20 protein-coding genes are annotated in these 19123 nt (G+C 61.8%); 17 read left to right on the forward strand and 3 right to left on the reverse strand.

All coding sequences use genetic code 11. The features are described from left to right. Positions 1-121 precede the first annotated feature (121 nt). On the reverse strand, positions 122-1096 hold the full coding sequence (locus MUM_RS0117515) for a LysR family transcriptional regulator (protein ID WP_010172080.1): 975 nt from the start codon (positions 1094-1096) through the stop codon (positions 122-124). Positions 1097-1313: 217 nt separating this feature from the next. Between MUM_RS0117515 and MUM_RS0117520 the strand changes: the two genes are divergently transcribed. The 4 genes from MUM_RS0117520 to MUM_RS0117535 all read left to right on the forward strand — a co-directional run bounded on the left by MUM_RS0117520 (position 1314) and on the right by MUM_RS0117535 (position 4521). Further along, a complete protein-coding gene (locus MUM_RS0117520; protein ID WP_010172082.1) occupies positions 1314-1748 on the forward strand; it encodes a RidA family protein in 435 nt (144 codons plus the stop codon). A gap of 16 nt (positions 1749-1764) precedes the next feature. Further along, positions 1765-2208, forward strand: coding sequence for a type II 3-dehydroquinate dehydratase (locus MUM_RS0117525; RefSeq protein WP_010172084.1), 444 nt, complete (start codon positions 1765-1767; stop codon positions 2206-2208). 108 nt (positions 2209-2316) lie between these two features. Continuing rightward, positions 2317-3567 (forward strand): flavin-containing monooxygenase, encoded by a 1251-nt coding sequence (locus MUM_RS0117530; RefSeq protein WP_010172086.1) that lies wholly within the window; start codon positions 2317-2319, stop codon positions 3565-3567. 66 nt (positions 3568-3633) lie between these two features. Next, the gene (locus MUM_RS0117535) at positions 3634-4521 is read left to right on the forward strand and encodes a LysR family transcriptional regulator (protein ID WP_010172088.1); all 888 of its coding nucleotides are present in this window, start codon (positions 3634-3636) and stop codon (positions 4519-4521) included. On the opposite strand, the gene MUM_RS0117540 is transcribed toward MUM_RS0117535, so the two are convergent. After that, entirely contained in the window at positions 4518-5174 is a 657-nt protein-coding gene (locus MUM_RS0117540) for a peroxiredoxin-like family protein (RefSeq protein ID WP_010172090.1), read from the reverse strand. The genes MUM_RS0117535 and MUM_RS0117540 overlap by 4 nt on opposite strands. A 474-nt stretch (positions 5175-5648) precedes the next feature. On the opposite strand from MUM_RS0117540, the gene MUM_RS0117545 reads away from it, so the two are divergent. The 6 genes from MUM_RS0117545 to MUM_RS0117570 all read left to right on the forward strand — a co-directional run bounded on the left by MUM_RS0117545 (position 5649) and on the right by MUM_RS0117570 (position 11061). Then, complete coding sequence (locus MUM_RS0117545; RefSeq protein ID WP_010172092.1) at positions 5649-6269, forward strand: hypothetical protein; 621 nt, start codon at positions 5649-5651, stop codon at positions 6267-6269. Between the two features lie 255 nt (positions 6270-6524). Further along, on the forward strand, positions 6525-7490 hold the full coding sequence (locus MUM_RS0117550) for an amino acid ABC transporter permease (RefSeq protein ID WP_010172094.1): 966 nt from the start codon (positions 6525-6527) through the stop codon (positions 7488-7490). A gap of 15 nt (positions 7491-7505) precedes the next feature. Next, complete coding sequence (locus MUM_RS0117555) at positions 7506-8270, forward strand: amino acid ABC transporter ATP-binding protein (RefSeq protein WP_010172096.1); 765 nt, start codon at positions 7506-7508, stop codon at positions 8268-8270. 65 nt (positions 8271-8335) lie between these two features. Further along, positions 8336-9175: a transporter substrate-binding domain-containing protein gene (locus tag MUM_RS0117560; protein ID WP_010172099.1), complete on the forward strand. Its 840-nt coding sequence runs from the start codon at positions 8336-8338 to the stop codon at positions 9173-9175. Between the two features lie 81 nt (positions 9176-9256). Next, the gene (locus MUM_RS0117565) at positions 9257-10564 is read left to right on the forward strand and encodes an NAD(P)/FAD-dependent oxidoreductase (protein WP_010172101.1); all 1308 of its coding nucleotides are present in this window, start codon (positions 9257-9259) and stop codon (positions 10562-10564) included. Between the two features lie 26 nt (positions 10565-10590). Then, entirely contained in the window at positions 10591-11061 is a 471-nt protein-coding gene (locus MUM_RS0117570) for an Lrp/AsnC family transcriptional regulator (RefSeq protein WP_010172103.1), read from the forward strand. A gap of 9 nt (positions 11062-11070) precedes the next feature. On the opposite strand, the gene MUM_RS0117575 is transcribed toward MUM_RS0117570, so the two are convergent. Next, positions 11071-11964, reverse strand: a complete 894-nt coding sequence (locus MUM_RS0117575) for a LysR substrate-binding domain-containing protein (protein ID WP_029615969.1) — start codon at positions 11962-11964, stop codon at positions 11071-11073. A 94-nt stretch (positions 11965-12058) separates the two neighbouring features. Between MUM_RS0117575 and MUM_RS0117580 the strand changes: the two genes are divergently transcribed. The 7 genes from MUM_RS0117580 to MUM_RS0117610 all read left to right on the forward strand — a co-directional run bounded on the left by MUM_RS0117580 (position 12059) and on the right by MUM_RS0117610 (position 19108). Next, positions 12059-13243 (forward strand): MFS transporter, encoded by a 1185-nt coding sequence (locus MUM_RS0117580; RefSeq protein WP_010172108.1) that lies wholly within the window; start codon positions 12059-12061, stop codon positions 13241-13243. Positions 13244-13393: 150 nt separating this feature from the next. Then, entirely contained in the window at positions 13394-14824 is a 1431-nt protein-coding gene (locus MUM_RS0117585) for an MFS transporter (RefSeq protein ID WP_010172110.1), read from the forward strand. Between the two features lie 151 nt (positions 14825-14975). Then, the gene (locus MUM_RS0117590; protein ID WP_010172112.1) at positions 14976-15497 is read left to right on the forward strand and encodes a winged helix-turn-helix transcriptional regulator; all 522 of its coding nucleotides are present in this window, start codon (positions 14976-14978) and stop codon (positions 15495-15497) included. 22 nt (positions 15498-15519) lie between these two features. Beyond that, positions 15520-16629 carry an HlyD family secretion protein gene (locus MUM_RS0117595; RefSeq protein WP_010172114.1) on the forward strand — a complete coding sequence of 370 codons (1110 nt, stop codon included), beginning with the start codon at positions 15520-15522 and terminating at the stop codon, positions 16627-16629. Further along, a complete protein-coding gene (locus MUM_RS0117600; RefSeq protein ID WP_010172116.1) occupies positions 16626-18191 on the forward strand; it encodes a DHA2 family efflux MFS transporter permease subunit in 1566 nt (521 codons plus the stop codon). Before MUM_RS0117595 ends, MUM_RS0117600 begins: the two co-directional genes overlap by 4 nt. 181 nt (positions 18192-18372) lie before the next feature. Next, positions 18373-18690 (forward strand): type II toxin-antitoxin system RelE/ParE family toxin, encoded by a 318-nt coding sequence (locus MUM_RS0117605; RefSeq protein ID WP_010172118.1) that lies wholly within the window; start codon positions 18373-18375, stop codon positions 18688-18690. A gap of 1 nt (position 18691) precedes the next feature. Further along, a complete protein-coding gene (locus MUM_RS0117610; RefSeq protein WP_010172120.1) occupies positions 18692-19108 on the forward strand; it encodes an addiction module antidote protein in 417 nt (138 codons plus the stop codon). Positions 19109-19123: the final 15 nt, after the last annotated feature.

Below are 19123 nucleotides of genomic sequence, written 5' to 3' on the forward strand. Positions count from 1 at the left end.
AACACAATTCCTTGTGGGAGCTGGCTTGCCTGCGATGGCATCGCCGCGGTGTACCTGCAAGACCGAGGTGCCCGCATCGCAGGCAAGCCAGCTCCCACAGAAAAGCAAGAAAGCAGGCCGTTCAGCTCACCGTGTTAAGGCTGCGCACCGCATGGGCATCGAAAAAACTGGGGGCTGCCATGCCCGGGATGTACTGGTCTGAAACGAACATGCGGCAACGCTCGGCAAACGCCGACACCACCCGGGACAATTGGGTATTGCTCGCCGTGGCGTACCCCAGTTGCATCGGCCGGTGCGGGCCGGACAACCGCAGGCGAATCAAGCGCTTGCCGTCCTGGGAAAGGTTGGCTTTGGGCCGGGCGTTCGCGAAGGAATAGCCGATGCCATTGGCGACCATGGAACGCACGGTTTCAAGGTTGCTGGAGCGCATGATGATGTTCGGGGTGGTGCCCGCCTGCATAAAGAAGCTGAGGAAATATTCCCGGCTCCAGGGCGTGTCCAGCAGCACCACGGGGTAATCCTCAAGGTCGAGCATGCTCACCGCCGACAGGCTGGCCAGCGGGTGGTACTCACCCACCATCACATACGGCGGCAGTTGCGCCAGCGGCTGGAAGTCGATGTCCTCACTGGTCACCAGGTCGTAGGTCAGGGCGATATCGATCTCGGCGCTGCGCAGTTTTTCCAGCATTTCCTCGTGGTTGCCCTCGACCTGGGTGAGGCGCACGCCCGGAAACGCCCGGCCAAAACCGAACACCAGCTCAGGGGTGATCATCGGCGCCAGCCATTCCAGGCACCCCACCCGCAGCGGGCCGCGCACCGTGTTCAGCGACTCGGAAGCGATGGTGTAGAGGTTGGTCATCTGCTCCAGGATCAGCTTGGCCTCTTGCATCACCTGGCGCCCCACAGCCGTGAGGGAAATGCCCTGGGCGTGGTGCCGAACAAACAGCTGGATGCCCAGCTCGGCCTCCATATGGGTGATCGCCGCGGAGATCGACGGCGACGACACGTGAATGCGTTCAGACGCGGCACTGATGCTGCCTGCCTCACCGGAAGCCACGAAATATTCCAGTTGGCGCTGGGTAATACGACTGAGCATCACGCCTCCACATCATCAATACGCTGACGCCAAGCTGGCGTCGACTGCCTCAACCATACCGTTGCATGGTTCATGCCGGGTGGTGTTTCGACCTAACGCTCAGGCCTGGGTACAGCGCTTCGGTTTTGCCTAAGCACTACCTCGCGCAAATGCTGGTTTCGCGGGAGCGGGGCCAATGTGAAGCTGGATTTATTCCGTACCCAACGAGTTGCCAGCAATGCCCACCCATACCCGTATTCGCATGTTCAACACCCAGCAGACCTACCCCAACCAAGCGCTGGACAACGACCTGTGCCAGGCCGTGCGCGCCGGCAACACCATTTATGTGCGCGGTCAGATCGGCACCGATTTCGAGGGCAACCTGGTCGGCCTCGGCGACCCGCGGGCGCAAGCTGAACAGGCGATGAAAAACGTCAAGCAACTGCTGGAAGAAGCCGGCTCCGACCTGTCGCACATCGTGAAGACCACCACCTACCTGATCGACCCACGCTACCGCGAGCCGGTGTACCGGGAGGTCGGCAAATGGCTCAAGGGCGTGTTCCCGATCTCCACCGGCCTGGTGATTTCAGGGTTGGGCCAGCCGGAATGGTTGATGGAAATCGACGTGATCGCCGTGGTGCCGGATGACTGGAACCCGGGCCAGCCAACCTGACGACCTGGAGTGTCCCATGTCCCGCACTGTGTATTTCCTCAACGGCCCCAACGCTAACCTGTACGGGCTGGACAAAAACGGCACCTACGGCAGCGAAAGCTTCGCCACCATCGAAGCACGCTGCCAGCGCCACGCCACGGAGCTGGGCCTGACCCTGGCGTTTCGCCAGAGCAACCATGAGGGCGTGCTGGTGGACTGGATTCAGGAGGCTCGCCTCAACGCCCGCGCGATCATCATCAACGCCGCCGGCCTGACCTACAGCTCGGTGCCGATCCTGGATGCGCTGCTGGCGTTTGACGGCCCGATCATCGAAGCCCACATGAGCAACATCTGGAAGCGCGAGGCTTTCCGTCATCACTCTTACGTGTCCAAAGCCGCCACCGGCGTGATCGCAGGCCTCGGCGCGCTCGGCTATCGCCTGGCCCTGACAGCGGTGGCCGAGCTTCTGGAGACCGATTGAAGCGCTTTGGTTTTGCCTAACCTCTACGTTCGAAAAGCATCATTTGCGGCTGGCTGGCGCTTGATCACACTGGCAGCCGTCGATGGTTGCTCACTTTAGGAAGCTCACATGTCAGTTGAAACAATCAACACCCTGGTGGTGGGCGCGGGCCAGGCGGGGGTCGCCATGAGTGAGCACCTCTCACTGATGGGCGTGCCGCACATTGTGCTGGAGCGAAACCGCATCGCCGAGCGCTGGCGGTCCGAGCGCTGGGACTCGCTGGTCGCCAACGGCCCGGCCTGGCACGACCGGTTTCCCGGCCTGAAATTCGAGGGTATTTCCCCGGAGAGCTTCCCGCCGAAAGAGCGCATGGCGGCGTACTTTGAAGAGTACGTGCAGATGCTGAAGGCGCCGGTGCGCACCGGGGTTGAAGTGCAGCAAGTGGAGCGTCATGTGGGGCGGCCCGGGTTCAAGGTGACCACCTCGGCCGGTGTGATCGAGGCCACCAACGTGGTTGCCGCGACGGGGCCTTTCCAACGGCCGTCCATCCCGAAACTGGTGCCGGAACACGCCAGGGTGCAGCAGCTTCATTCCTCTGCCTACAAGAATCCCGGCCAACTGTCTGAAGGTGCCGTGTTGGTGGTGGGCGCTGGAGCATCGGGCTCGCAGATTGCCGAAGAACTGCAAAAGGCCGGCAAGACGGTGTACCTCTCGGTGGGCGAACACTACCGCCCTCCTCGCGCTTACCGTGGCCGCGATTACTGCTGGTGGCTGGGCGCGCTGGGCTTGTGGGACGAGGTCAAAATCCAGCCGAAGAAAAAACATGTGGCCTTCGCCGTCAGTGGCTACGAAGGCGGCAAGACGGTCGACTTCCGCCGCCTGGCGCACATGGGCATTACGCTGGTGGGCGTAACCCGGGCGTGGAATGAAGGCGTGATGGAGTTTGAGCCGGGCCTGGCGGCCAACGTGGCCGAAGGTGATCGTGCCTACTTTGATGTGCTGCGCGATGCCGACGCCTATATCGAGCAGAACGGCCTGGAGTTTGCGCCGGAGCCTGAAGCGTGGGAACTGCTGGCTGACCCGCCATGCCTGGTGAACCCGATCCTCAGCCTGGACCTGGCCGAGGCCGGCGTGACCACGATCCTGTGGGCCACCGGTTTCAGTTTCGATTTCAGCTGGCTGAAGGTGAATGCGTTTGACGAGAAAGGCGAGCCTTTCCATAAGCGCGGGATCTCGGCGGAGAGCGGGATTTACTTCCTGGGTTTACCGAACCTGGTGAACCGCGCGTCTTCGTTCATCTACGGGGTTTGGCACGATGCGAAGTACGTGGCGGACCATATCGTCTTGCAGAACGACTACAAGGCCTATCGCAAGCCGTGAGGCACTGGCGCGGCCCAGGCAATCCCGTCAGACTGCCCGCAACGAAGCATGGCGGGGAACAACAGGATGGATCGGCTGGCGGCGATGGAAACCTATGTCTACGTGGTAGAGACCGGTTCGTTTTCTGCGGCGGCCAGGCGCCTGGACGTCGGGCAACCCGCCATTTCAAAAACCATCGCACAGCTTGAAGACCACCTGGGCGTGCGCCTGCTGATCCGCTCGACGCGCGGGTTGACGCCGACCGAGGCCGGCACGCTGTTTTTCGAGCACGCCAAAAAGGTCATCGAAGGCGCAGATGAAGCCGAACTCGCCGCACGTGGGTCGGCGGCCGGGTTGACCGGCACCTTGCGGATTTCAGCGGCGACCACCTTCGCCCGGTTGCACATTCTTCCCCACCTTGGCGCGTTCCTGGAGCAGCACCCGCAGCTGGATGTCGACGTGCGCCTGGACGACCGCTCGATGAACCTGATTGAAGAAGGGATCGACGTGGCGTTGCGCATGGGCAACCTCAGCGATTCGAATCTGACGGCGAGAAAAATCGCCCAGTGCCGGCGGTTGGTGATGGCGACGCCGGCGTATTTCCAACGCTGCGGCGTGCCCCAATCCCCCGCCGACCTGGCCGATCACGAGGCCGTGATCTATACGCTGGGCGGTGGTGGCACCTCATGGGTCTTCAAGAAAGACGGCACCGAGCAACCCGCCACCCTCGCCGGCCGTATACGGGTGAGCGCGGCCGAGGGTGTGCGCACGGCGGTGTTGTCGGGCTACAGCCTCACCATCTCGTCAGAATGGATGTTCACCCCTGAGCTGGCGAGTGGCGAGGTGGTGGCGGTGCTTGGAGACTGGGCGCTGCCGGAGCTGGACCTGTGGGCGATCTTCCCCACCGGGCGCATGGCAAGCGCCAAGGCCCGCGCGTTTGTCGACTTTGTCGAACACTTGATGGAAAACCGTTAACCCTGCAACGCGGGCAGCAACTCGGAAGGGTCCGGGCGACGGGTGTAGTCCGGGTTAACTTCAGCGTAAGTGATCACGCCGTCCTGGCCGATCACGAAACGCGCCGGCATGGGCAACACCCAATCCGGGTTGTTGTTGAAGGCCGGCAGGTCGTTGCCGAAAGACTTGTACAAGTCCACCAGATAGTCGGGCAATTTGAAACGCAGGCCAAAGGCATCGGCCACGTCGCTCAGGGTGTCGGACAGAATCGGGAAGCTCAGCTTGTTCTCGCGCACCGACTTGCGGCTGTTTACGTTGTTCTGCGGGGAAATCGCCACCAGGCTTGCACCCAGCTCACGGAACACCGGCAAGGCCTCCTCCAGCGCTTGCAGCTCCATGTTGCAGTACGGGCACCACACACCACGGTAGAAGGTAATCACCAGCGGGCCCTTGGCCAACAACTCCACCGAGGAAACAGGATTGCCGTCGGGGTCGTTGAGCTTGAAGGCCGGGGCTTTGTCGCCGACCTTCAGCGCGCGTTCGGCGTGGCCGGTGGCGATCAGTTCGTCGGTGGCGCGCTTCATCACCACGTGCACCTGGGGCGGCGCATTGTAGGGTGGTTTGCCGGCGACGAAGTCCGCGTTGAAGGCATCGAGTTTTGCTTGAAGAGTCATGTTCGGTTCCTGGCATTGGGGCGGTTGACCGCCCGGATTTGATCGCCAGACCAGCATTGCTGTTTGCAGGGTGCGGTAGTAGAGAGCCTGAAAGCATAGGAGCTATTCTTCGGCGGAATGCGATCCCTGTGGGTAGCGCGCTTATTGTGGTGAGCGAGCTTGTTGTGGTGAGCGAGCTTGCTCGCGCTGGACTGCGCAGCAGTCCCATTTTCCGGGGTCGCCTCGCGACCCAATTTTACGAATCTACTGGGGCAGTCGGTTTGAACAACCCTGACTCATGTCTTCACCTCCCTTGCCGACACACTGGCGATGACGGGAACTCTCAACGGCCGATGCCTGCAATTGCTGGCCGTTTAACAGAGAACAAACACTCCCGCCATCCTCGGCTACACGCAGTCCCACCCACTCACCAGGACTCGCGTGTTCCTGAGGTGTCGCATAGAAAGTCTTCATTTCTACCCCAGGAGTCACTCAATGAAATGGCATCAACTGCTCTTCCCTTTCGCCGCGCTGGTGACTTGCGCCAGCAGCTTCGCCGCCACGCCTCCACTGCAAACGTTTCTCGCCTGTGACGAAAACTCTCTGGCCGTGGTCAATCAGCCGGGTCTCAAGGAACGCATTCCCAGTGCGCTGGCCAACGGCAAGATGACGTTCAGTGGCGGAACCAAAACAGACATGGGGCAGCGGTGGGTATTCGACACGCCGGTCACCCTGAGTGGTGTCGCGCTGACCGGCTTTTTTGTGGAAGATCAGGACCTGATGGGCTCACGCATCATTGGCTGGGGCTTCTACACCCAGCAGGCACCCGATGAGCTTTACGCCCAGTTGAATAAAGTACCCGGCAGCAACCTGGAGAGCGCCAACGGGATTTACGCCCGCGCGCAAATCTGGTCGCACAAGCAGTCAGCCTGGGTACCGGAAAACGGCGATGACAATGCAGGCAAGCTGGTCACCGATACGGCAGAACGGATATTGATGGTAGAACCTGCGCCGCAAGACGTGACCAAGACCAGCAAAGGTATGGTCACCTGCTCGGTTCAAGGCACGGTCAGCGCAGCGATGCTCAAGTCCACTCGGCCTGACCTCATCAAGTGAGAATGGGGGGCAGACCACCATCACCTGAAGGTGGTCTGCACCCCTATTTTCTCCCCGCGATGAATGCGCATGAGTCTGGCGCGAAATGAATGCTGGCAAAACCTGATGACTCCAGCCATCAGATGTATGGCTCCCCTCCCCACATACGCAAAAAAAAACCGCCAATCCCAACAATCCGCAGGGTGCCGCCCGGCATTTCGCCAACCCATAATGGACCGACAACAATAAAGGGGCTCACCCCGGGGCGCGTAAGCCATGTACAAAGACCATATCGTCAAGACCCGCATGACGGACAGCGCCGTATTCATGGGCGCAGTCGCCGTGGTGATTTTCATCATCACGCTGGCGTGCGGCGTGGGCGAAGGCCGCCTTGCCCACTTGATGGGGCCCATCGTTCTCGACCTCAAGGCACCGCTGGCGCGTGACATTGCGGTGGGCGGCACGTTCACCCTGACGGTGGTGCTGAACCTGTTCATCCTCGGCCGCTTTCCCTTGCGCGCGCAGATCATCACGGTGTGGTGCGAGTTGTTGGTACTGTTCCTGTTGTTCTTCGACACCTTCAACCTTTCCTATAGTTTTATCGCGACCAAAATCGGTTTCATGATCACCCAAGGGGTGTTCACCACCGTCTATGTGTCGGCGATTTCGATTGCGATTGCGTTCGTCCTGGCGTTGCTGGGCGCCACCGCACGCTTGTCTTCCAACGGCTTCGCAATTGCGATTGCCAGCTTCTACACCTCGTTTTTCCGCGGCGTTCCGCTGCTCATCCAGATCTATCTGATTTACCTGGGCATTCCTCAACTTGGTTATGTCGTCGGGGCGGTGCCGGCAGGCATCCTGGCGCTCTCGCTGTGTTATGGCGCCTACATGACGGAGATCTTCCGTGCCGGTATCAGCAGTATCTCGCGGGGCCAGTGGGAGGCGTCGCGGGCGATTGGCCTGAATCCTTTCCAGACCATGACCCGGGTGATTCTTCCGCAGTCCATGCGGCTGATCATTCCGCCAACAGGCAACCAGTTCATCTCGATGCTCAAGGACAGTTCGCTGGTGTCGGTGATCGGGGTCTGGGAGCTGATGTTCCTCGCGCGAACCCAGGGACGCGCCGAGTTCCGCCACCTGGAGATGCTCATCACTGCCGCCGTGCTGTATTGGCTGCTGTCGATCGTGCTGGAAACAGTTCAGGCCCGCCTGGAAAAACACTTCAACCGCGCCCATCGCTGAACCAGGAGCATGACGATGAATCAGCCTTCAGTAGCCCCTGCTCCGTATCCCGCCATCTCGATTCAAGACATGCACAAATGGTATGGCGATTTTTATGTGCTCAAGGGCATCGACCTGCACATTGCCAGCGGTGAAATCGTGGTGGTGTGCGGGCCGTCGGGTTCCGGCAAGTCCACCTTGATTCGCTGCCTGAACCTGCTGGAAGACTTCCAGAAAGGCCACGTATTTATCGAAGGCACCGAGTTGACCCGTGATGCCGCCTGCGTGGCGGGCATACGGCGCCAGGTGGGCATGGTGTTCCAGCAATTCAACCTGTTCCCGCACATGACGGTGCTGGAAAACCTCATGGTAGGGCCGCGCCTGGTGAGCAAACTCAGCGAGCAGCAGGCGCGGGAACTGGCCTATGAATACCTTGACCGGGTGCGCATCGGGAACCAGGCCGACAAATACCCCGGCCAGCTCTCGGGCGGCCAGCAGCAGCGCGTGGCCATTGCCCGCGCCCTGTGCATGCGCCCGCGCATCATGCTGTTCGATGAACCCACTTCCGCCCTTGACCCCGAGATGGTCAAGGAAGTGCTGGACGTGATGGGCGAACTGGCCCAGGACGGCATCACCATGGTCTGCGTCACCCACGAGATGGGGTTCGCGCGAAGGGTTGCCGACCGAATCATCTTCATGGACCAGGGCTGCATCATCGAGCAGGCCAAGCCCACCGAGTTTTTTGACAACCCGCAGCACGAGCGTGCCCGGGAATTCCTGTCGCAGATTCTCAGCCACTGAGAAGCATCGTCGGACATCGACCAAAACAACAAAAATCCGTACTCACGATATCTGGAGGCTTACCCATGATCTCGCTCACCCGCTTCGTCGCCGCAGCCACTGTCGCCTCCGCCCTCGCCGGCCTCACCGGCACCGCCTGGGCGGGCTCGACCCTTGACCGTATCCATGAAACCAAGGTGATCAAAGTGGCCACCTCCGCCAACTGGCCACCGCAATCGTTCCTGGGGCCGGACAATAAACTGCAAGGGTTTGATATCGACGTCGCCAGCGAAATCGGCAAACGCCTGGGCAGTAAAGTCGACTTCGTGACGCCCGAGTACGGGATCATCACCGCTGGCCGCTGGTCGAACCGCTGGGACTTGTCGGTGGGCTCCATGACCCCCACCACCGAGCGCACCCGGGTGCTCGACTTTCCCGCGATCTACTACTACACGCCGTATGTATTTGCGGTGCACAAGGACGCTGCCGCAGCCAAATTGGCGGACCTGAACGGCAAGATTATCGGCGTCGAGGCCGGTACGACTTCGGAGGACTACATCAATCGTCGCCTCAAGATCGACGCCGCCGATGTGCCGCCGTTTACCTATGACGTCACACCCGGCGAGGTTCGCACGTACGGCGACAGCATGGGCCCGCTGGATGACCTGCGCATGGGTAACGGGGTCCGCTTGGACGCTACCCTGTCCGCGCTTCCAACCATCGTCGCGGCCATCAAGAATGGCTATCCAATCGTCAGGGTCGAAGGCAAGCCGGCCTACTACGAGCCCCTGGCCATAGCCGTGGACAAGGGTGACGAAGCCTTCAACAGCGCGCTGACCAAGATCGTCGCCGACATGAAAGCCGACGGCACGCTCAAGCAGCTGTCTGAAAAATGGTACGGCGCCGACCTCACCCAAGTGCAATAAAAATCCCACAGGCCATACAGGCGCCCGTCCTCGACGCGGCGCGCTGTATGCCTGCGCCGCGAAAAAAGGACGACGGACTTCATGTACACCTACAACAACAATTACTACACCGCCACGATGCACGAGACGACTGAGCGTGCGGCGCTGTCAGGCAATGTCCAGGCCGATGTGTGCGTCATCGGCGCCGGGCTGGCGGGGTTGAGTACCGCGTGGGAGCTGGTTTCGCGCGGGCAGTCCGTGGTGCTGCTCGACGCGGGCCGTGTGGCCTGGGGAGCGTCGGGGCGCAATGGCGGTTTTGTGCTTCAAGGCTGGTCTGAAGGGTTGTCGTCCATCGAACGGCGCTGCGGCAAACCGACAGCCGCCGCGCTGTTCAAACTGTCGCTTGAAGGGGTCGATATTGTTCGGGGCATGCTCGCCGCTCATCAATTTCCGGGCTGTACACCCACCCCTGGAAAACTGAGCGTGGTTCGCTACGAGGATGGCGAGAATCTGCAGCGCATGCGCGACAAAATGGCCGCGGATTTCGACTTTCACCTCGACTACCTGGACCGCCAGGCGGTGCGCGAAAAGCTCAAGACCGAGCGGTATTTCCAGGCACTGCGAGACAACCATGGCTTTCACTTCCACCCCTTGAATTACTGCCTCGGCCTGGCCCGGCTTATCGAAGCCAGCGGCGGAAAAATCCATGAACGCTCGCCCATGACCCGCGTCGAAAGCCGCAACGGACGACACCGGGTCGTCACCGATCAGGGCAGCGTCGATTGTGCCCAGGTGGTGTACTGCTGCGGCGGCTACGGCGGGCCGGAGTTCGGCAAACTGCGCCGCGCCTTCCTGCCCATCGCTACCTATGCGGTGCTGACCGAGCATCTGGGCGATCGCCTGGCGGAGGCCGTCTGTACCAGCGATGCAGTGGGCGATAACCGTCGGGCCTCGGACTATTACCGAATCGTCGAGGGTGACCGCCTGCTGTGGGGCGGCCGCATCACCACCCGCAACCTGCAAGATGAAAAACGCCTGGGGCAGTTGCTGACGCAAGACATCCTCGACGTTTACCCACAGTTGCGCGGCCTCCAGATCGAAAAAGCCTGGTCCGGGTTGATGGGCTATGCGCGGCATAAAATGCCGCACATTGGCCCGCTCGGGAAAGGCTTGTGGACATGTACATCATTTGGTGGCCATGGTATGAACACCGCGCCGATCGGCGCACGCGTCATCGCCGAGGCGATTTGCGGCGAAACCGATCGCTACCGTCTGTTTGATGCCTACGGCCTGGAATGGAACGGCGGCCCCCTCGGCCCGGCGGCCGCACAAACGGTGTACGCGGGCCTGAAGATGATGGACATGTTTCAGGAAAGGCGTTCGCAACACAGGGCAACTCACAAGAACTGAACCCGAGCGAGGTCAAGGACGTGTCCATGGAAACGCAGAATCCCGGTCCACTGTTTAACCTCACCGACAAGGACCGGCAGTTGCTTGGCCTGCTGCAGGCCAACGCACGCGAACCTACCGCGTCATTGGCCCGCAAGCTTGGGGTGTCGCGCTCTTCAGTGCAGGAGCGGATCACCCGCCTGGAAAAGGCCGGGGTGATCACCGGCTACAGCGTGCGCATCGACCAGGACCGGCTTCAGCAGACGATCAATTGCTTCACCATGACCTCCTGCACCAACAAGAGCTACACCGACGTCATGACCTCGCTGCGCAAGATGGAAGCGGTGCAGGCCGTGTATGCGGTCTCGGGTGAGTCCGACTTCATCATTCACCTGGCCACTACGACCCTGAGTGAACTCAACGCCGAGCTCACCCGGATCAACATGATCAAGGGGGTGGCGCACACGGCTTCCCACATCGTGATGGAGACCAAGTTCAGTCGGAAACTGACGGTGTGAAGTGCCCGGTCACGTCTGATGATGCTCCACCAAAAAATCGACAAACGCCCTCACCCGCGCCGGCATCGCCGCGCCGCCGACGAACACCGCGTGAATCGGCTCGCGGTCTCCCGGGTTATAGGCTTCAAGCAGCGGCACCAGGTGGCCGCTTCTCACATCGTCGGCCACGCTGAATGCGCCAATGCGCGCGATGCCTGCGCCCAGCCTCGCCAACTGGGACAATGCTTCCCCACTGTTGCCCTCGATCGTGCCGGCGACTTTCAGCGAAAAATCGCGCCCGTCCTGGCGAAATGGCCAATCGGGTGCTGCCCGGCGAAAGTTGAAACGCAGGCAGTTGTGGTCGAGTAAGTCTTGGGGCACCAGCGGTGTGCCGTTGCGCAGCAGATAGTCCGGCGAGGCCACGATGAGCTGCCCGGTGGACCCGATCAGGCGCGCGGTCAACGGGCTGTCGGCCAACAGGCCAAAGCGAATCGCCACGTCCGCTTGCCCACCCAGGATATCCACGACTTCATCCCCCAGCAGCAGATCCACCACGATGGCCGGGTAGCGCGCGCTGAATGCGGCAATCAGCGGCACGATCGACAGCCGCCCGTGGGCCAGCGCCGCGCTGACTCTCAAGCGCCCCCGGGGCACGCCCTGGTCGGTGATTGCATCTTCGATTTCCGCCATGTCTGCCAGGATGCGCCGAGCACCGCGCAGGTAGGCCTCGCCCTCGGCGGTGAGCGTGATCGCCCGGGTGGTGCGCAGCAGCAGCCGGGTACCGATTCGCCGCTCGATGCGCGCGATGATCCGGCTGACCGACGACGGCGTGAGGCTCAAGGCACGCGCCGCGCCCGACAGGCTGCCCTGCTCCGCCACCATGGCAAATACCGCCATCTCCCCTGACCGCCCGCCTATGTCCATTTGTGCGCTCCACGCAAAGCTGTCGTGGCCCACTTGGGGCTACTGCTGGAAAAGGCAGGATTGTAGCATTTGGCACACAGATGAGGAGTCACCCATGCGTATCAACCCACCGCTTTTAGCACTGTCCATCGGCGCCTTCGGCATCGGTGTCACGGAGTTTGCCCCCATGGGCATGTTGCCCGGGATCGCCAGCGATCTTGATGTGTCCATTCCCGCCGCCGGGTTGCTGGTGAGCGCCTACGCCATGGGCGTGCTGATCGGCGCACCGATCATGACCCTCGCGACCGCCAGGGTTCCACGCCGTTACCTGCTGATCGGCCTGATGGCGATCTTCACCCTGGGTAACCTGCTGTCGGCGTTGGCGCCCGACTATCAGACCCTGATGATGGCGCGGCTAGTGACCTCGTTGAACCACGGTGCATTCTTCGGCATCGGCTCGATCGTGGCCGCGAGCGTGGTGGCGCCAGACAAACGCGCGGGGGCCGTCGCGGCGATGTTCCTGGGGCTGACCCTGGCAACCATTGGCGGCGTGCCCCTGGCCACCTGGTTCGGTGAGAACTTCGGCTGGCGTACCGCGTTCTGGGGCATCAGCGGGCTCGGCGCGATGGTCATGGCCGCCCTGTGGTGGGCGCTGCCGAATGCGCCGGCTCCCAAAGGCGGCAGCCTGATGGCCGAGATCCGCGTGCTGGGCCGTGGGCCGGTGCTTGCCGCGCTGGCTCTGACCGTTGTGGGCTCCAGTGCGATGTTCACGGTGTTCACCTACATCGCGCCGATTCTGCGGGATGTCACCCATGCCTCGACCAACTTCGTCACCGGGATGCTTGTGCTGTTCGGCATCGGCCTGACCCTTGGCAACGTCTGGGGCGGCAAATCGGCGGACCGTTCGGTGGACCGCACCTTGATCACATCCCTCGTGGTGCTGATTGCCGTGCTGCTGGCGTTCTCGGTACTCATGCAATGGCCGCTGCCTGCCGCCTTGTCGATCCTGTTGTGGGGCGCAGCCAGCTTTGCGCTGGTGCCACCGTTGCAGATGCGCGTGATGGAAGCGGCCAAGGATGCACCGAACCTGGCATCCGCCATGAACATCGGCGCGTTCAACTTCGGCAATGCCATCGGCGCGGCGCTGGGTGGGGCGGTGCTCAGCGCGGGATTGGGCTACCCGGCGATTTCCCTGGCTGGCGCAATCATGGCGGGCCTGGGCTTGCTGATGGTGCTGGTTCTCGGCTGGCGCTCGCGACGTGCGGGTTCACGTACGGGTCGGGAGGTGGCGCAGGCGTGAAGGATGGGTTTCCACGAAACGCCAAGTCATCGCTTGCAAAATAATCAGCCTCGCTTCAATATTCCAAGCACAAACTTGGTTAATTAAGCCAAGCCTGATGCTTATGCCCTTCGCCGGCTTGCGCCGCGAATGCATTACAAGGAATCGTTGATGCACACCCAAGACAGCAGTTGGGGCGAGTTGCTCCGCGGCAAGAACGCCACCCGTTCCATCGCCCTCTCAGGTGGCATAGCGCTCTATGCCACCAACACCTACATCGCCACCACCATCCTGCCGTCAGTGGTCGCCGAAATCGGCGGCCTGGAGCTGTACGCCTGGAGTACCACGCTGTACGTGGTGGCCTCGATCCTCGGTTCCGCACTCACCTCCAAATTGCTGCAACGCACCGGCCCGAGGCTGGCGTATGCCGTGGCGACGCTGGTGTTCATGGTGGGCGTGTTGATCTGCGCGCTGGCGCCGAGCATGCCGGTGATGCTCGCGGGGCGTTTCATCCAGGGCTTGGGCGGCGGGGTCTTGTTGGCCTTGTGTTATTCGATGATCCAGTTGGTATTCGAAGAGCGTTTGTGGCCGCGGGCAATGGCGCTGGTGTCGGGCATGTGGGGCGTGGCGACGCTGGTCGGGCCGGCGGTGGGCGGCGTGTTTGCCGAGATGGACGCCTGGCGCCTGGCCTTCGGCGCGATGGTGCCGGTGAGCCTGGCGTACATGGTGCTCACCAGTCGCGCCCTGCCCCCACGCGATACTGCAGCGACGGCTACCGCCCGTTTGCCGGTACCGCAACTGGTGCTGTTGGCCGGCGCGGTGTTGGCGGTGTGTGCGGGCAGCGTCTCGTCGCTGCCGAGCTGGAACCTGCTGGGCATCGCGATCTGTGCCGTGCTAGTGTGGCTGCTGATCCGCAAGGAGTCCAACGCCACGGTCCGCCTGTTGCCCAGGGATGCATTGAAGTTCAGCACCCCGCTCTGCGCGCTGTATGCGACCACCTGCTTGCTGGTGATCGGCATGAGCAGCGAGATTTTCATGCCGTACTTTCTGCAGCACCTGCATGGCCAGTCACCGTTGATTGCCGGCTACATGGCGGCGCTGATGGCGGCCGGCTGGACCGTCGCGGAAATCCTCAGCTCCGGCTGGACCGGCCGTGGTCCACACCGCGCCATCCTCGCCGGGCCGCTGTTTATCGTGGCGGGCCTGGTGATTCTGGCGATCACCACACCCATCGCCGGTCACGGGGACTGGATGCTGCTGGCACCTATTTGCCTGGCGCTGTTCCTGGTGGGTTTCGGCATCGGCCTGGGCTGGCCGCACCTGCTGACGCGCATTCTGCAAGTGGCGTCGGAGCAGGATAAGGACACGGCGGCGTCGTCGATCACCACCCTGCAACTGTTCGCCATGGCCATGGGCGCGGCCTTGGCGGGAGTGATCTCGAACATGGCGGGCATCAATGACGTGGCAAGCACTGCCGGCGTCGCCAATGCGGCGCGTTGGCTGTTCGCCCTGTTTACCCTGGCACCGGTGTTGGCCCTGGTGATGGCGCTGCGCGCAACGCGGACCAAGGCCACCGCTGGGGAAGCATTAACGGTGTCTTGAAACTGAAAATCCGCTGGCATCTTCTTTGAAAAGCCCTGCCCGCCAGGGCTTTTTTGTGCGTGCAATAATTTTTCTCCTGGTGACTTTCATTATGAAATCCACTGTGCAATATTACTCTCGTAATATTTAGCAACAGATCCCGGAGATCATCGTGAAAAAAGCCAGTTTCCAACCCATGCCCTGCCCGGTCGCCCGTGCCCTGGAGCACATTGGTGATGGCTGGAGCCTGTTGATCCTGCGGGATGCGTTCTACGGGCTGCGCCGTTTCGATGAGTTCCTCCAGAGCCTCGGGATCGCCTCGAACACCCTGACCCGCCGCCTGAACGCCCTGGTGACCCACGGTTTGCTGGAGCGGCGCCCCTACCAGGACAACCCGCCGCGCCACGAGTACCACCTCACCGAAGCCGGTCGGGAGCTGCGCCAGGTCATTCTCACGCTGATGGCCTGGGGCGCACGGCATACCGAAGGCTCGACCAAGGTGTTTCTGGCCGATGAAGCCACCGGGCGCCCCGTGAAACTCGCGTTGATGGACGCCAACACCGGCAAGCCCATCACCCGCGAGGGCCACCGGGTGCATGTCGCCGCCGACGCCGAACCCTTGACCCTGTGGCGCGCGCGAACCGGCCGGGCCTACGCCGAAAAAGACCAACTGGTCAGCCCCTTCCCCCACTAATACTCAATGAGGTCATTTCGCCATGGACGCTCAAGTCAGCGCTGTGCCCGAACCCACCAAAACATCCCGGCGCAAACAGGTGCTGCGCCTGGGGCTGCTGACCCTGGGCGTGGCGGGCGGCGTCTGGTACGCCAGCCACTGGTGGCTGGTCAGCCGGTTTGTTGAAGACACCGACGACGCCTACGTGGGGGCGGATGTGACCGTCATCAGCGCCAAAGTGCCCGGCTATATCAGCGAAGTGGCCGTGCAGGACAACCAGTTCGTGCACGCCGGCGACGTGCTGGCGCGCATCGATGTGCGCGACTACCGCACCGCCCTGGCCAAAGCTGACGGCGCCGTGGCTGCGCAACAGGCCGCGCTCGCCAACCTGGACGCCACCGAACAGCTGCAACTGGCGGTGATCAACCAGGCCAGGGCGCAGATCGACGCCACCGACGCCGAGGCGCAACGGGCCGGCGACGATCAGACGCGTTACCAGAACCTGGTGCGCAGCCAGGCCGTGTCGGTCGAAAGCGCGCAACGGGTCAACGCCGTGTGGAAGACCGCCCGCGCCGATCACTCCCGGGCGCAAGCCGGGTTGATGGCGGCACGCCGGCAAATCGACGTGATTGAAACCCAGCGCGGCCAGGCACGCGCCGCACTGCAACAGGCGCAGGCCGAACGCGACCAGGCGCAGTTGAACCTCAGCTACACCGACCTGCGGGCCCCGGTGGACGGCTATGTGGGCAACCGCCGCGCCAGGGTCGGTGCCTACGCCGCGGCCGGCAGCCAACTGATCTCGGTGGTGCCGGCGAAGGGGCTGTGGGTGGACGCCAACTTCAAGGAAGACCAGTTGGGCCGCCTGCAGGTTGGGCAAAGCGTGAGCATCCGCGCCGATATCCTCCCCGGCCGCGAATTCCACGGGCACATCGAGAGCCTGGCCCCTGCCACCGGCGCGCAGTTCAGTGTGTTGCCACCGGAAAACGCCACCGGCAACTTCACCAAGATCGTGCAGCGCGTGCCGGTACGCGTGCGCCTGGACAGCAATGACGCCGACTTTGGCGCCCTGCGCCCGGGCTTGTCGGTCATGGCCAAGGTCAACACCCAGGAAGCGTTCGACGACCAGGCCGGCGCACTCAAGGCCCAGCTATGAACAGCCCGTTGCCCGCCCTCAGTACGGCGCAAAAGGTCGCAGCCTTCGCCACCATGTGCGTGGGCATGTTCATCGCGTTGATCGATATCCAGATCGTGTCCGCCTCGCTCAAGGACATCGGCGGCGGGCTGTCAGCCGGCGCGGACGACACGGCGTGGGTACAGACCGCCTACCTGATCGCGGAAATCATCGTGATCCCCATGTCGGGCTGGCTCTCGCGGGTGATGAGCACGCGCTGGCTGTTCGCCGCCTCGGCGGCCGGGTTTACCTTGACCAGCCTGCTGTGCGCGATGGCCTGGAACATCCAGAGCATGATCGCGTTTCGCGCCTTGCAGGGGTTTCTGGGGGGCTCGATGATCCCGCTGGTGTTCACCACCGCGTTCATGTATTTCAACGGCAAGCAGCGGGTGATCGCCGCGTCCACCATCGGCGCCATCGCGTCCCTGGCCCCCACGCTGGGCCCCGCCGTGGGCGGCTGGATTACCGATATTTCCTCCTGGCACTGGCTGTTCTACATCAACCTGGTGCCCGGCCTGTTTGTGACCTTTGCAGTGCCGATGCTGGTCAAGGTCGACCGCCCCAACCCGTCATTGCTCAAGGGCGCCGACTATATCGGCATGGCGTTGATGGCGGTGTTTCTCGGCTGCCTGGAGTACACCCTCGAAGAAGGCCCGCGCTGGAACTGGTTCAGTGACAGCACCATCTCCACCACCGCCTGGATCGCCGCCGTCAGCGGCGGGCTGTTTATCTGGCGCTGCCTGGAAATCAAGGAGCCGATTGTCGATTTACGCGCCTTGCGGGACAGAAACTTCGCCCTGGGCTGCCTGTTTTCATTCATCACCGGCATCGGCATTTTCGCCACCATCTACCTCACGCCGCTGTTTCTCGGCCGGGTGCGCGGGTACGGCTCGCTGGATATCGGCCTGGCGGTGTTTTCCACGGGGGTGTTCCAGTTGCTGGCGATCCCGGTGTACGCGCTACTGGCCAATCGCTTCGACCTGCGCTGGATCCTGATGTTTGGGTTATCGCTGTTCGCCCTGTCGATGTGGGACTTCTCCCCCATCACCCACGACTGGGGTGCCAAGGAGCTGCTGCTGCCCCAGGCCATACGCGGCTTTGCCCAACAAATGGCAGTGCCGCCCGTGGTCACCCTGACCCTCGGCGCACTGGCCCCCGATCGGCTGAAACTCGCCTCGGGCCTGTTCAACCTGATGCGCAACCTCGGCGGCGCCATCGGCATCGCCGCCTGCGCCACGGTGCTCAACGACCGCACCAACCTGCACTTCTTGCGCCTGGCTGAACACCTGAACATCCGGAACGAATCGATGAATGTCTGGCTTGAGCAGCTTTCAGGTAACGCCCAGTTGCTTGGGCAAAACAGCCTGGACGCCAGCCAGTTCGCGCTGAATCAGCTGTGGGCGCTGACCTGGCGCGAGGCGCAAACACTGACCTATGCGGACGCGTTCCTGATGATCATGGTGTGCTTCATCGTCGCCGTGTTGCTGGTGCCGTTGATGCGCAAGGTGCAGCCGCCGAAGCAGCCGTCTGCGGATGCGCATTGAAGCAATCATAGCCCTTGGGCTGTGAGCACAGCACTTGGTTCCAATGCCTACAGTTGTGTCGGAATCCGCCGGCTTGTGCGCCTGGAGGGGCCTATATAAGGTCGCTCGGGCGCTGAAACCTCCTTCATTTGCGCACAACCTCGCGTCGTTAAGATGTAGCCATATAGCTACAAATGGAACTATGATCAACAAGAAAAAAATATACGAAATCCACCAAACACCCGAGTTTGGGAATTGGCTTGACCGTGTGAATGATGCTCTGGGAAAAACGGCCATCCTGACCCGCCTGGATCGTGCCGGAGCCGGCAATTTTGGTGATTGCGAATCGGTTGGCGAAGGGATGAGCGAAATGCGCGTTTTTGTTGGGCCTGGGTACAGAATTTACTTTGTGCGGTCAGGGATCGCAGAGTACTTGATGCTCAGCGGAAGCGATAAAACAGATCAAAAGCGGGGCATCAAGAAAGCTAAAGCGATCCTCGATACCCTGAGAGGTAAATGATATGAGCGATAAATTCAATCCTGAGGATATGCCAATCCTCAGCCTCACCACGACAGGCACGACTCGTTACGAAGCCTCGCGCTTTCTCGATAGCCCGGAAGCTATCGCGGCTTACTTGGCTGAAAGCCTGAAAACCGGAGAGACGGAAGGTCTTATTCACGCTTTGGCTGAAGTCGCAAAAGCCAAAGGCGTCAATAAGGTCGCCAAGGATGCCGGGGTCAATCGTGAAAGCCTTTATAAAGTGTTGAAAGCCGGCTCGAAAACGCGGTTTGAAACCATCAGAAAGCTAATGACCGCGATCGGTTTGGAGCTCACTGTACAACCGATTACGGCACTGGCTGTCACTTCAAAAGCGGCTGCTCCAAGAGCCGGCAAACCTGTTGTAGCAACCAAGCCTGCCGCGAAAATGCGATCCTGATGATCATGATGTGCC

Origin of the sequence: Pseudomonas sp. PAMC 25886, assembly GCF_000242655.1 — a bacterium.
GTDB lineage: Bacteria > Pseudomonadota > Gammaproteobacteria > Pseudomonadales > Pseudomonadaceae > Aquipseudomonas.